At 37.8% G+C, this 13,983-nt stretch carries 11 protein-coding genes and 3 pseudogenes; all 14 read left to right on the top strand.

The annotated features are described in order from the left end of the window. The 14 genes and pseudogenes from ACTWJ7_RS35640 (at nucleotide 1) to ACTWJ7_RS35575 (ending at nucleotide 13,713) form a co-directional block, all read left to right on the top strand. Entirely contained in the window at nucleotides 1-321 is a 321-nt protein-coding gene (locus tag ACTWJ7_RS35640) for a metal-sensitive transcriptional regulator (RefSeq protein ID WP_024634433.1), read from the top strand. Between the two features lie 310 nt (nucleotides 322-631). Then, entirely contained in the window at nucleotides 632-835 is a 204-nt protein-coding gene (locus tag ACTWJ7_RS35635) for a copper ion binding protein (protein WP_443146615.1), read from the top strand. Nucleotides 836-882: 47 nt separating this feature from the next. After that, nucleotides 883-1,119, top strand: coding sequence for a glutaredoxin family protein (locus ACTWJ7_RS35630; protein WP_024634435.1), 237 nt, complete (start codon nucleotides 883-885; stop codon nucleotides 1,117-1,119). 181 nt (nucleotides 1,120-1,300) lie between these two features. Then, nucleotides 1,301-1,630, top strand: a complete 330-nt coding sequence (locus ACTWJ7_RS35625; RefSeq protein ID WP_081718281.1) for a four-helix bundle copper-binding protein — start codon at nucleotides 1,301-1,303, stop codon at nucleotides 1,628-1,630. A 256-nt stretch (nucleotides 1,631-1,886) separates the two neighbouring features. After that, nucleotides 1,887-2,084 carry a cation transporter gene (locus ACTWJ7_RS35620; RefSeq protein ID WP_024634437.1) on the top strand — a complete coding sequence of 66 codons (198 nt, stop codon included), beginning with the start codon at nucleotides 1,887-1,889 and terminating at the stop codon, nucleotides 2,082-2,084. Between the two features lie 70 nt (nucleotides 2,085-2,154). Further along, nucleotides 2,155-4,538 (top strand): annotated as a pseudogene (locus ACTWJ7_RS35615) (heavy metal translocating P-type ATPase). A 158-nt stretch (nucleotides 4,539-4,696) separates the two neighbouring features. Continuing rightward, complete coding sequence (locus tag ACTWJ7_RS35610) at nucleotides 4,697-5,314, top strand: TVP38/TMEM64 family protein (RefSeq protein ID WP_024634439.1); 618 nt, start codon at nucleotides 4,697-4,699, stop codon at nucleotides 5,312-5,314. Between the two features lie 167 nt (nucleotides 5,315-5,481). Beyond that, entirely contained in the window at nucleotides 5,482-7,470 is a 1,989-nt protein-coding gene (locus ACTWJ7_RS35605) for a peptidoglycan D,D-transpeptidase FtsI family protein (protein ID WP_024634440.1), read from the top strand. Nucleotides 7,471-7,854: 384 nt separating this feature from the next. Beyond that, a complete protein-coding gene (locus ACTWJ7_RS35600; RefSeq protein ID WP_024634441.1) occupies nucleotides 7,855-8,745 on the top strand; it encodes a multicopper oxidase family protein in 891 nt (296 codons plus the stop codon). Nucleotides 8,746-8,790: 45 nt separating this feature from the next. Further along, nucleotides 8,791-9,084: an S-Ena type endospore appendage gene (locus ACTWJ7_RS35595; RefSeq protein WP_442952320.1), complete on the top strand. Its 294-nt coding sequence runs from the start codon at nucleotides 8,791-8,793 to the stop codon at nucleotides 9,082-9,084. Between the two features lie 378 nt (nucleotides 9,085-9,462). Next, a pseudogene (locus tag ACTWJ7_RS35590) lies at nucleotides 9,463-9,558 on the top strand (ArsR/SmtB family transcription factor); the annotation flags it as partial. A gap of 78 nt (nucleotides 9,559-9,636) precedes the next feature. Further along, a complete protein-coding gene (locus ACTWJ7_RS35585) occupies nucleotides 9,637-9,993 on the top strand; it encodes a VOC family protein (RefSeq protein ID WP_443146614.1) in 357 nt (118 codons plus the stop codon). A 90-nt stretch (nucleotides 9,994-10,083) separates the two neighbouring features. Then, nucleotides 10,084-11,169 (top strand): tyrosine recombinase XerS, encoded by a 1,086-nt coding sequence (gene xerS, locus ACTWJ7_RS35580; RefSeq protein ID WP_024634443.1) that lies wholly within the window; start codon nucleotides 10,084-10,086, stop codon nucleotides 11,167-11,169. Between the two features lie 1,378 nt (nucleotides 11,170-12,547). After that, nucleotides 12,548-13,713, top strand: a pseudogene (locus ACTWJ7_RS35575) (cation:proton antiporter). The last annotated feature ends 270 nt before the right edge of the window (nucleotides 13,714-13,983 follow it).

Here is a 13,983-nt window from a genome sequence, read left to right as displayed (position 1 = left end):
ATGGGAGACCTAATTCAAGAGCATGAGTCATGCAACACGGAAGAACGCAGGAGCCATCATTCTGAGAAAACAAAGAATAATTTAATTAACCGACTTAACAGAATTGAAGGACAAGTTAGAGGGCTAAAAGGATTAATCGAAAAAGATACCTATTGTGATAATGTGCTGAATCAGATCTCTTCAGTCCAATCGGCTTTGAACGGTGTTGGAAAACTTTTGTTAGAGCATCACATGAAAAGCTGTGTAATTGAACGAATTCAGGAAGGTGAAAACGAAGTTATAGATGAATTGTTAGTGACCATAAATAAATTAATCAAATAGTGCTGTAAACAAAAGAGGGTTTGCAAAAACTCTTTTTTTGTTTACAGCTAAATACTTTGACAAATATAGTGAGGGGGGTATGGTATTAATGAAGGAGGTGATGTACATTAAAAGTCATTCATTTGGACAATATAGGATGAAGTTAATGGTCCAATGACAAACAATCATTGAGGCCTAATGCTCCTATCCGCTGCAGGTGCACTTAATGGAGTCAACAAAGCATATTGAAGTAGTGAATGAATTAATCAAAAGAGTTCATGCCTCAATGAAATAACATATATTTAAACTCAATTAAAGGGGAGTATGAAAAATGGAAAATATTACACTAAAAGTAAAAGGTATGTCATGTGGGCATTGTGTAAATTCAATTGAAGGTGCCTTAAATCAAATAGGCGTAGAAGGAAAAGTAATTCTCGCGGAAGGTAAGGTTGAAGTTAAATTTGACGAAACCAAACTAGAGTTTTCGGATATTAAAGAAGCAATTGAAAATCAAGGCTACGACATAGTCGAATAACATGATCTTCTTGAATCATTACTTCAAGTTAGAAGAAGGTGAAGCGTATGCATGTCGAGGTATTTACAACGCCAACTTGTGAAGATTGCAAAAATTTCAAAAAATTCTTAAATGATCATCAAATACCGTATACAGAGTTTAGTATAGCTGATCATCCAGAAAATGCTGTCCTTCTGCGCGAACGAACAGGTAAAAATTTGGTCCCTACAATTTTCATTGAAGGTAAAGTTTATTTCGGATTTGTCTTCAATCGTCAAGAAATTGAAAAAACACTTCTTGGATAAGAACCCTAAATGATATTTCGGTTCACTCCATCGATTGTGAAATGTGCACAGAATTATCCTCTTTCACACTCTAGAGTAGTAGATTATCTTCTGAAATGCCGCCATGAATAGAAATTTCTATATGGGGTAAATATAAAATAGGGGACTACCCTACTACTTTAGATACGAGAGGAGAATTATAATGTCACATCAAAAGTACAAAGAGTGTATTGAAGAGTGTTTAAAATGTATGGTTGCATGTAATCATTGTTATGTTTCTTGTTTAGATGAGGAGCATATTGGAATGATGAAAGAATGTATTCGCTTGGATCGTGAATGTGCGGATATCTGTGAATTTGCCGCTCATGCCATGTCGATCAATAGCAAATATGTTAAAGAGATATGTCTTGCTTGCGCAGACGCTTGTGAAGCTTGTGGGAACGAATGTAAAAAACATGATCATGAGCATTGTCAACAATGTGCAGAAGCGTGTTTTGCTTGTGCAAAAATGTGTCGTGAAATGGCCGCTTAATAAAAGAAATGTAGCACAGAAGGAGTTTTCTCAGAATCAGTTCATAAATTCTGAGAGAACTCCTTTTATTAAATTCCTAAGAAATAATTCGAATTTTGAAAAGGAAGAATAACATAATTACATATCAACAATAAAATGGGCTTAAAATTTTCGGGTATTGCGCTTGACAAAATATAGGGTAGGGGGGTATGCTTTATACATGAAGTGAAGTTAATATTACTGAAATAAAAATCTCATATATAAGGAGAAGTGAATTATGAAAAATGAAGTGTTAAATGTGAATGGCATGTCTTGTGTACATTGTGTCAACTCAATCGAAGGTGCTTTGAAATCGCTCGGTGTTCAAGGGAATGTTAATCTTGAAAATGGCACTGTTACCGTAGTATATGATGAAAATAAGGTGACTCTAGAGACCATTAAAGAGGCTATTGAAGAGCAAGGATATGAAGTCTAAAAGGTGAGGTGTATATATAGTGTCAACAATTGAAGAGAAAAAATCACAAACATCAATTCAACTCTCAGGTATGACTTGTGCTGCTTGTGCTTTAAAAATTGAGAAGGTTTTGAACAAGCTGGAAGGTGTATCAGAAGCTAACGTAAACTTTGCGATGGAAAAAGCGACAGTAACATATGACCCAAGTAAAGTCGACATCGGTAAGATGGAAGCAAGCATTGAGAAGCTTGGCTACAGTACAGTTAAGGAAGCCGTTGATTTGGAACTTTTCGGTATGACTTGTGCGGCTTGTGCCTTAAAAATCGAGAAGACTCTGAATAAGTTACCTGGCGTAAGCACGGCCACCGTAAATTTCGCCATGGAAGTTGCTCATGTCGAATATAATCCGGCAGATGTTTCTGTGACTGATATGCAAAAGAGAGTAGAGAAACTCGGCTATCAAGCTGTACCGAAACAGGAACAAAGCGACCCAGCTGAACGTCGACAAAAAGAATTATCAAAACAAAAAAGAAAACTTCTTATTTCTGCGATTTTATCGTTTCCCTTACTCTGGGCAATGGTAAGTCACTTTTCATTTACTTCGTGGGTATGGTTACCAGATCTCTTTATGAATCCATGGTTCCAATTGGCATTAGCAACGCCAGTTCAATTTTATATCGGAAGACCCTTCTATATTGGTGCATATAAAGCTTTACGCAATGGCAGTGCAAACATGGACGTTCTTGTTTCATTAGGGACCTCAGCTGCTTATTTTTACAGTCTGTATTTAACCATCGTTTGGGCAATTGAAGGCGGTAGCGTACATCATGGACCTGCGATGTACTATGAGACAAGTGCCGTGTTGATTACCTTAGTGGTTATGGGGAAACTGTTCGAATCCCTGGCAAAAGGACGTACGTCAGAAGCTATTAAATCCCTAATGGGACTTCAAGCCAAGACGGCGATAGTTGTCCGAGAAGATCAAGAATTGACCATTCCCGTGGAAGAAGTGATTGTAGGTGATGTTGTAATTGTTCGACCAGGGAGTAAAGTGCCTGTGGATGGGGAAGTTCTGGAAGGACTCTCGTCTGTGGATGAATCGATGCTTACTGGTGAAAGTCTCCCTGTAGAAAAAAAAGTGGGGGATGCTGTTATCGGAGCAACCATAAACAAAAACGGTGTGCTTCGAATGAAAGCAACAAAAATAGGTAAAGAAACAGCTCTTGCACAAATTATTAAAGTTGTCGAGGAAGCGCAAGGATCAAAAGCTCCTATTCAACGGGTAGCAGACGTCATCTCAGGGATTTTTGTGCCGATTGTTGTAGGAGTCGCTGTAGTGGCATTCTTGGTATGGTACTTCGGAGTAACACCGGGTGATTTTGCTGGTTCTTTAGAAAAAGCAATTGCCATTCTGGTTATTGCTTGTCCTTGTGCACTTGGGCTTGCTACACCAACCTCCATTATGGCTGGTTCTGGACGTGCAGCTGAACTTGGAATCTTGTTTAAAGGTGGAGAACATCTGGAACAGACCCATAAAATTGATGCAATTATTCTCGATAAAACAGGTACAGTAACAAAAGGTAAACCTGAACTTACCGATGTTTTGGTCGAGGGCGATGAAACAGAATTCCTTAAACTTGTGGGGCAGCTGAGAAAAATTCAGAACATCCATTAGCTGAGGCTATAGTTGCGGGCATTATGGAAAGAAATATTGAACTGCTCAGAACAGAATCCTTTGAGGCCATTCCAGGCTTTGGAATCAAGGCTGTTGTGAGTGGTAAAGAGTTATTAATTGGTACACGTCGTCTAATGGATAAATTCGATGTAGAAGCAAAACAAGCTTACAACATGATGTCTACTTTAGAGGAATCCGGGAAAACAGCTATGCTTGTCGCTATTGATAAAGAGTATGCGGGGATGGTTGCTGTGGCAGATACCATTAAAGAAACCTCTCAGGCTGCTGTCAGCCGTTTGAAGGAGATGGGTATCCAGGTCATTATGATTACCGGGGACAACGAACGGACGGCAAAAGCGATTGCGGCTCAAGTTGGCATTGACCACGTCCTGGCTGAAGTTCTCCCTGAAGGTAAAGCGGAAGAAGTTAAAAAACTGCAAGCACAAGGTAAAAAGGTAGCGATGGTAGGAGATGGTATAAACGATGCTCCGGCCCTTGCTATGGCAGACATCGGAATGGCTATTGGTACAGGAACAGACGTTGCTATGGAAGCTGCTGATGTAACATTGATGCGTGGCGATCTTTCAAGTATCCCTGACGCTATTTATATGAGCCGTAAAACTATGGCTAACATTAAACAAAATTTATTTTGGGCACTCGGTTACAATACGCTGGGTATTCCAATAGCTGCGATCGGCCTTTTGGCTCCATGGGTAGCTGGTGCTGCAATGGCATTAAGTTCAGTATCTGTTGTTCTTAATGCACTTCGGCTACAACGTGTGAAAATTCGTAATTCTTAAAAACTGACGTGATAAAATCATTGTATAATATAACGATAGGGGTACGTTTGTGTTACATTATATAAAGTATCAGTAACAGGGGTACCCCTATGTGTACGTTAGAAAAAGATTGCCAAAACTCACTTGTAAACTAGAAATTCGTTCAGGAGAATGTTAGGTTGAAAAAATGGATTATATTCTGTATTAACCTGGTTGTATTTATGCTTGTTTTCATGAAGCGGGATTTATTGTATGCATGGATAGCTGGGGATAATACGGCTAGCTTACCTCTGATGTTTCTTGTAATTACTATTCTTGCTATGTTTCCTGTGATCCCGTTTGGCATTGTAGGTGGAGTGATCGGCGCTAAATATGGTGTAGTATTGGGCAGTACTATGAACGTGGCCATATCCACTTTAGCTGCGATTATTGTCTATCTATTGGCAAAATACTTACTTTATTCTTGGGGAAGAAGGATTACCCAGAGATTTACATCTCTAGATCAACTACATGCGATGAGTAGCCAGCGCCTGTTTTGGATGATTCTATCAGCTCGCATCATACCCATTTTACCAGCTGCGGCAATCAATATTTACGCAGGAGTATTCCATTTAAATTTTAAGATTTTCATACTCGCAACCTTATTAGGTAAAATCCCCGCAATGATGACCTTTGCCTATATAGGGCATGAAATATGGAATGAAGGAACACGACTAGTACAAGTCAGTTTGATGTATGCTTCATTTTTATTACTGGTTTTTATCGGCTATAGAATATATCTTCGATATAAAGAATAAATACAATTCAATAAGGTGACTAAAAAGGCTCTACGTCCTCGTAGAGCTTTTTTGGTTTGCCTTCAGCTATTTGAAATTTGGTTGTATTGATATAACAAAAAAACACACTTCCTTCAAATTTAAAATTTACACTGTTACTTAAGAACGACCAAGAGGAGTATTATCAGATGAACAATCATTACGATGCAGAAGAACCAAAACCAATCAGTTCTAAGTTTCGCATTAACTTTTTCTTTTTTGTATCCTTTGTCATTTTTTCAGTTATCATCATTCGTCTCGCTTATATGCAATTCGTAGAAGGCCCCGAGCTTAGCCGTTTACAAAGTGAAAGTGTCACCAGAACAAGTCCTTTGTTGCCCGTTCGTGGTTCCATTTATGATTCATCAGGTAAAATAAAATTGGCATATTCCGAGCCCATTCAGTCGTTATACATCACATTGTATAAAAATTATAGTCAACAGGAGGGGGGGCCTAAAAATCCCAATCGTGAGGAAGCTGGTCAATTTGCAGAAAAATTGTATGAAGTATTTCAGGAATTTAAAGATCCAGGGAGTAAAGAGTTCTCGGTAGATGATATTTTGAATGCGATGGATCTGGAATATCGACAGACCCAAGGTTATTCTCCGAGATTGATCAAGAGTGACCTATCTGATAGAGAAGTCGCTTACTTTCTTCAGAATAGAAATATCATTCCTGGATTGAGTGTAGTGGAAGAAAGCAAACGCAAATATGATAAGGATGGCGTGGCTGTTCAAGCTATTGGTTACATGAAAACATTCAAAACATCAAAGACACTAGCAAAATACAAAGAAATTGATCGTTTAAATCCAACTCAAACCAATCCTGGGCTTGTATACTCTGAGCTAGAAAATGTTGGTGTTGATGGTCTTGAACTTCAATATCAGGACGTGTTACGAGGACAAAGTGGTTTTAAAGAGATCCCCATTAATGCGTTAAATTTGCCTGAAGAGGGAGGAAACATGCTCCCTCCAGAAAAAGGATACGATATCATCTCGACCATCAACAAAAACGTACAAGTTCAAACAGAACAAGCTATAAAAGAACAGTTGAATTGGTTACAGCGGACTCCAGTTTCAGGAAAACTTCATACTAATGCAAAAACAGCTTTTGCTGTCGCAATGGAAGTAGATAGCGGTAATGTCGTGGCTATGGCAAGTATGCCTGATTATGATCCGAATGCGGAATGGGATTATGAAAAGATTAAGTACATCTATAGAAATGGTACAGTTGAATCCTTTCCTCCAAACGACACCGGAAAGCACCCAGAGTCAACCGTATTATTGGGGTCAACAATAAAACCATTAAGTGTTTTGATTGGCTTAAATGAAGGTTTTTTTGCTCCGAATTCAACATATCAGGATCGCGGATACGCGGAGTTTGGTAAAGATCGTACCAGAGTCAGAAACTCTTCAGGAAGCGTATATGGTCTTTTAAATCCAGAGACAGCAATCACGAAATCATCAAATGCTTTTATGATTGACATGATCGGTGAGCAGCTTTGGAACAAGTATAATGTGGAAGGTATTAAAGTATGGGACAGATATATGAAAGAATTCGGCTTAGGCGTGGATACTGGAGTGGATTTACCCAAAGAATTTAGAGGCAGAATTGAATATAACCAAGAAAATCAATCTGCACTCACAGGCTTGGCTTTTGCTTCATTTGGACAACAAGGCAAATATACAACAATGCAGCTCGCACAGTATACCGTGATGTTAGCGAATAAAGGACAACGTCTTGAACCACACCTGGTAAAAGAAATACGTGACTCTGAAGGTAATGTCGTTAAAAAAATTAAACCAAAAACACTAAATACAGCAAATTATGATGACAGATACTGGCGCACCATTCAACGTGGAATGTCTACCAATGTAGATGCCGCGTTCAGTGGGTTTCCCTATGATTTCGCGAGAAAGACAGGCACCTCTCAACAGACTATTTATATAAATGGTCAATCGATTAATGTTGAGAACGGCGTATTTATCGCCTTTGCACCTCGTAAGAATCCAAAACTGGCAGTAGCCGTGGTTGTACCTGAAGGGGGGTATGGATCAAGTAGCGCAGCACCCATTGCTCGTGAAATATTTGATGCCTATGATAGGGAATATGGACTGGGTAGCAATCCAGCAAAATGAGCCGTCAAATAAAAACAAAAATATTATTCAATTGATTTATAGTGACCATATGATAGCAAGAGTTGTTAGTAAGAACTGGGGGATAGGGCAGAATTCCGATTGTTGCACGCTTTTCTTGTTTGGACTTGAAAAGTGAAGAAGAAGTCACTTAGGGGATATCGTTTAGGCTCCTGCGACACAACACAGAAATAACTATATCGGAGAACAACAACCTAGGCTGAAAATCATAAATGTCCTTGGATGTACTAGCGAGCAAGCATTTGATATAAACTAAGGTTCATCTTAGACATAGTATTCGGCTATGGAAATAAAGTAATAGCACAAGCCTCGAATTTCATATATATCCTCCATTGTAAACAATTCCATTTGGGATGGAGGAGTACTATGGTTATCACACCGGATATCCCGGATCTTCCCTTTACCGTCGAAGAGGGAATGAAGTGCTTTGTGTTAGTTGCGGAGCCTGTAACGAGAGAACTATTGCCTGGAATAAAAATGAAGGGCTGGGGGTATAACGGTTTCATTCCGGGTCCAACTATACGAGTTAAACAAGGCGATTGGGTTAAGATCAGGGTTATAAACCATCTACCGGAGGCAACCAGTGTCCATTGGCATGGCCTGGATATCCCCAACTCTATGGACGGTGTTCCTGAAGTTGAACCAACACCCAAAATTAGACCAGGTGAATACTTTGATTATTGTTTTCAGATTATGAATGCACCGGGAACGCATATGTATCATACTCATCACAATACAGTTACTCAAGAATTAATGGGACTAGGGGGTGGATTTATAATAGAATCGGGATGTAATGACTATATTCATAGAGATTACTTCATCATGCTTCAGGAATTTCATCTTCAAGGCCTGCCTAAGGGTGAATTGAGGAAAGGAGATTACGATTTAGACCCCTTAACGGACAGTTTTAATTTTTTCACAATGAATGGGCGTTGTTTTCCATATTCTAATTCTTTACCAGTTAAATATGGCGAAAACATTCGTATTCGTCTTGGGAACATAGGAATGAATGCACATCCCATTCATCTTCATGGACATCAATTTCTTCTCACAGCTGCAGACGGTAATGAAATCTCAAGTTCCGCCAGATTACTTCGAAATACGATAGAAGTTTCGAGTGGAACGACATACGACTTACTCTTTTGCGCGAATAACCCAGGAACATGGCCCTTCCATTGCCATATGCCACATCATATATCCAATAACTTCACTAAACCAATTGGTGGAATGTTTAAGACAATTGTCTATGAGAAATAAGAAAAAAATGATAACCCAGTAAAGAAAGCGAATGGAGGGGCTAAAATCTCATTAAGTGGAGAAATATTTTTTGATCCAAAGACGGGATTAGAGAACCTTACGATCTGGTCCTCTATAAATAACAAAGAACTACATGCATCAATAACCATATATAATGATCAAAAGAATACAACCTCACTTTTAGTTCATATATTCTATAATGATGGTTCGTACATTTTTCCAGTATACCCCGGAAATTCAAGAGCATGTAGCTGTCAAAACATAACCCAAATAATTGTAGCACCTGAATCAGAAATTACGAATAACTGTAGTGGGAAATTTATTATGGAAATATTCTGACTACATTCAGCAGTTCTAATGGTAATTAAATGAAAAAATGAAAAGAGATCCTCAAACCTCTCGCTATGCACACATTGTGGCAGCAGACCGCAGATGGCGAGGGACAAGAACATATTCCCATTGAAGTCGCTATTTTAGCGGCTTTTTTATGTTATCGGTACAAGTTCTTGTCTCAAGGTAAGGACAAGAACTTGTACCGATTGCCGAAATGGACAAGGACAAGAACATATTCCGATTAGATGATCATCTAAATAATAAGCATATGTAGTTAAAACCTCAATAACACTTAGAGGTTCACCGAGTATCGGGAGAAGGCTGTTAGCATTTAAAAATTAAACTAACTCTCAAGAGTAATTAAAGCTTTTTCTGGACAAAATTCTTGAGTATGTGCAGGAATGTCTTGATCTACCCCAATCAACCGTATCTCAACATTTGCAGAAACTTCGCAGTGCCGGTGTTGTCGCTACAGAACGGATCCATTATGTGGTATTATTTGGATTGAAGATAAAGCTCTACGGAGGACGTACAAAATATGTAGGAAAGGGTGTAATTATGAAATTAAATCATCTGAACCTAACAGTTACTGATGTTCCTGCTGCTCGCGAGTTTTTAGAGACTTATTTTGGTATGAAATGTGAAGGTACGAGGGGAAACGCATTTGCAGTTATGTTTGATGATGAAGGCTTTATTCTCACTCTAAAGAAAGGTAAAAACGTACTCTATCCTAGTGACTTTTCATGCATCCATGGGTGGTACTTCTACTGCTGTCGCTGCGCCAAATATACCGGAATTTTGCTCCCGCCGGAAATAATGTTTAATTTGATGTTAAATTTATCCTTGATTATCTTCCCAAACCAACCCGGCTGCTGGTATGGATATATATGGTATGGTAAGAACGATATCAAATAATCTCATATAATTACGTAAAATAATAATTTGACGAATAAAAATATTGAATTATAATATGTACAAAGTATCCTTTAGAAAAAGGAGAATCCCATGGAAAAGCAAACAAAAATTAAATATTTAGAACGTATTGAAGAAAAACTTGATGATTTGCCCTGGTATGTTACAGAGTATATAGATAGCAGAAAAAGAAAATTATCACCAACCACCATGCTCAACTATTGCCATGATTATATAATTTTTTTTGACTGGCTAATTTCTGAGGGGCTTGTTAAATGTAGTCGTAAAGAAGTTGAGTTAAGTACACTGGAATCATTGACTATACGTGATGGGGAAAATTTTCTTTTCTTTTTGGAGAATCAACTAGGGAACTCTAAAAGTACTGTGAACAGAAAATTGGCTGCACTTAAATCATTGTTTAATTACTTACAGAATAAAGCTGAAACTTCTGAATTAGCTCCTTATATTAAGCGTAATCTGATGGCCAAGTTAGAATTAAATCCTGTTTTAAGCACAGCTCAGTCGAGTGCACAAAAAATCAGTGGTAAGATTCTGAAGCATGAGGAGTTCAATCTATTCAGACAATTTATTGCAAATGATTATGGTGAATTGATTAAAGGAAATAAGAGATTATATAACTATTTTTTATTTAATCGTGAGCGTGATACAGCCATCGCTTCTTTGATTCTGGGATCTGGATTGAGACTGTCCGAAGTGGTTGGCGCTAATATTGAAGATGTAGACTTGACTGAAAATTTACTACGAGTAGTCCGTAAAGGCGGTAAGGAGCAGTATGTTTACTTTAGTGATCTTGCATTATATGACATCAAAGAATATATAAAAATTAGAGATCAAAAGTATAAACCCAGCTCAAAAGAGATAGCCTTATTTATAGCTGCTCCTGTAGGAAGAAAAGGAGGCACACGAAGACTTACTCAAAGAGCCATAGAAAAGTTAGTTCAAAAATATGCTAATCTTTATGGTAAACCATCTTTAAATGTGCATGCATTGAGACATTCATTTGCAACTCGATATCATAAGGCTAACAATGATGTTCCAAAACTGAAAGATCAACTAGGTCATTCATCAGTACAGACAACGATGATATATACACATTTATCAGATGATGATTTGAAGAAAGCGGTTAATAAAATGGATTTAAATTTTTTTATGCAATAAACTTTAAGTTCAATTGTTGTCGAGGGACAAGAACATAGACCCATTGAAGTCGCTATTTTAGCGGCTTTTTTATTTATCGGTACAAGTTCGTGTCCCGAGCAAAAGACAAGAACTTGTACCGATTGCCGGAATGGACAAGAACATAGTCCGATTACCGATTAGATACATGTCTAAATAAAATGAGAAATAATTAAAGTCTCAATAGTCAGTATAGTGCAGGACAGTTTTTTCATTTCTAATGGATCAAATGAATTGATTAGAGATAAATCACGGGCAGATAGGGTAAAGAAAGCGAAATATTGTTATCGGAACTAGCTTTTAGGACAAGAACTTGTACCGATTGCCGAAATGGACAAGAACATGATCTGATTACCGGTTAGATGGATATCTAAATAATCAGCGTATGCACTTAATACTTCATTAAGCTACATTAAACATGAAAATGTTCACGTTGTTTTGGGACAAAAGGCAAGATGTGAGAAGTAAATATGGGCGGCTTGGCATTAAAAACCGAAATCTTGGTTACTGGAATTTGCTTTTGGGGACAAGAACTTGTGCCAATTACCGGAATGGACAAGAACATAGTCCGATTGCCGATTAGGTATATATCTAAACATTTAACACACGCAGTTACAACTTCATTAAATACCTTAATACATAACAATTTTTATATTGTTAAAGGAAAACTGACACGATGAGAGGTTAAACACGGTCGGCTTGGCATTAAAAAAGAGAATTATCAGAATGAACTGGCAGTTGAGGACAAGAACTTGTACCGATTGCCGGAGTGGACAAGAACATAGTTCGATTACCGATTAGACATATTTCTAATAAAGTTTTCGCTCATCAATTCATTAGGCTAACAGGTAGATTAGTTAAACAAATGCAGAGAAAAGGAGGTGGTTCATAAAAATACAAACGACGGTTGCCTTTGAGCTATACTGTGGATCATAGCAAAGACGGCTGCCTACTGCAGAGGAAGAAAAATGACTCTTAGCATGCACAACGTTACAAGACCAAACAAGATGGTCTGATTATAGATCATTTCAAAGAAGATCCTTCAGTCAAGCTATTTGGACTATGGTGATGAAGTTGATTTCATTATTTCAGGCAAGATGCGTATGCAAGTAGAGTATGACTGAGGGGTTCCGCTTCTCAGTAATTATGTTTTTTTGTACATATTAAAAATCGACCCTAATGCTTGTTTTTTGGCTTTTAATTAAAAAATACGTATACAGGGATTATCAAGGGTTATCATAAGTATTACAACTCTATTTCGTTGGTTTAAATGCTATATTGACCTAAGGTTTTAGGTCAATTATTATGTTCAGGAACGCGTTCAAGTTATTTTATATGTTGTTGTTGAGGAGTAGATAGAATGGAATTTATATGGTATTTGGCTTTAATCATTGTTAGTACAAAAATAGCAGGACATGTATCAGTAAAATTGGGGCAACCCTCTGTACTTGGCAAACTGGTAGTCGGTATTATTTTAGGACCTGCAATTCTCGGGTGGATTAATAATAATGAATTTATTCATTACATCTCTGAGATAGGTGTCCTATTACTTATGTTCATTGCTGGATTAGAAACGGACCTTGACCAGTTAAAGAAAAACTGGAAGTCCGCGGTTGCCGTTGCCATTGGCGGAATTATTCTTCCTTTTGTAGGTGGATTTGGAGTAGCAGATCTATTTGGACTATCCACGAACTATGCACTTTTTATGGGTGTTTTATTCAGTGCAACATCTGTAAGCATCTCAGTACAAGTGCTGAAGGATATGGATCGTTTAAGTTCAAAAGAAGGCACAACTATTCTCGGAGCTGCTGTAGTAGACGATATTTTAGTTGTTATTCTTTTGGCATTTATGATGAGTTTCTTGGGTACAGATCAGGATGTATCGTTAGGACTTTTAGTAGGGAAGAAAGTGCTGTTCTTCATAGGTGTGTTTGTTGCAGGGGTATTTATAGTTCCTCGTGTTATGAAGTGGCTCTCAACTCTTAAGGTAACAGAACCCATAATATCAATCGCACTCTTCATTTGTTTTGGATTTGCGTACTTTGCTGATTTGATGGGTATGGCCGGTATAATTGGTTCATTTGCTGCCGGTATTGCAATCTCACAAACGAATTTTAAGAATGTTGTTGAAAAAAGGTCGAGCCCATTGCATATTCAATTTTTGTTCCCGTGTTTTTTGTGAGCATTGGCCTCAATGTTTCATTTGAAGGTGTAGGACAACAGATAGGATTCCTTGTCGTTCTAACCATTGCTGCTGTTTTGACTAAATTACTGGGCGGTGCATTGGGAGCAAAGATTACAGGATTCAGCAATGTATCTTCTTTTGCTATAGGAGCTGGGATGGTATCAAGAGGAGAAGTTGCATTAATTATTGCTTCAACTGGTATACAAGCAGGGCTTCTTTTACCTGAATATTTCACTTCAGTTGTTATAATGGTCATTCTTACAACTTTAATGGCTCCACCAATGTTAAAGGTGTTATTTAAGCCACGTAAGGAAACTGCTTCAAAAGAAGGCGGACTATAAGAGTAAAAGGGGGCGAATATTATATCTAAACTCTATTTGTTTTCTTATAAGCCTAAAAATGAAGGATGGACTGAGGAGTGTATAAACTTTCATCTTGAACACCTGTTTGAGGTCAAACATCTTCATGACAGAGTGTATTTAATTAAAACAGCTGATGATATTGATTTGTTAGATAAGTACCTTCTTGAGTGTCTGCGGACGCATGATAGTTACTTTTTATTACAAATCAGTGAAATGCCTGTCACACATCGTCAGAATGGTCTTATATCT

Source organism: Paenibacillus sp. 1A_MP2, from assembly GCF_052244825.1.
Lineage (GTDB): Bacteria > Bacillota > Bacilli > Paenibacillales > Paenibacillaceae > Paenibacillus > Paenibacillus vandeheii.
The sequence above is the reverse complement of the archived record's forward strand: the minus strand, read 5'-3'. Positions and strand labels throughout refer to the sequence as shown.

What these genes read in the sequence shown, in the direction of transcription:
- ACTWJ7_RS35640 (WP_024634433.1), top strand. Translation starts at nt 1, where the DNA reads ATGGGAGACCTAATTCAAGAGCATGAGTCATGCAACACGGAAGAACGC.
- ACTWJ7_RS35635 (WP_443146615.1), top strand. Translation starts at nt 632, where the DNA reads ATGGAAAATATTACACTAAAAGTAAAAGGTATGTCATGTGGGCATTGT.
- ACTWJ7_RS35630 (WP_024634435.1), top strand. Translation starts at nt 883, where the DNA reads ATGCATGTCGAGGTATTTACAACGCCAACTTGTGAAGATTGCAAAAAT.
- ACTWJ7_RS35625 (WP_081718281.1), top strand. Translation starts at nt 1,301, where the DNA reads ATGTCACATCAAAAGTACAAAGAGTGTATTGAAGAGTGTTTAAAATGT.
- ACTWJ7_RS35620 (WP_024634437.1), top strand. Translation starts at nt 1,887, where the DNA reads ATGAAAAATGAAGTGTTAAATGTGAATGGCATGTCTTGTGTACATTGT.
- ACTWJ7_RS35605 (WP_024634440.1), top strand. Translation starts at nt 5,482, where the DNA reads ATGAACAATCATTACGATGCAGAAGAACCAAAACCAATCAGTTCTAAG.
- ACTWJ7_RS35600 (WP_024634441.1), top strand. Translation starts at nt 7,855, where the DNA reads ATGGTTATCACACCGGATATCCCGGATCTTCCCTTTACCGTCGAAGAG.
- ACTWJ7_RS35585 (WP_443146614.1), top strand. Translation starts at nt 9,637, where the DNA reads ATGAAATTAAATCATCTGAACCTAACAGTTACTGATGTTCCTGCTGCT.
- xerS (WP_024634443.1), top strand. Translation starts at nt 10,084, where the DNA reads ATGGAAAAGCAAACAAAAATTAAATATTTAGAACGTATTGAAGAAAAA.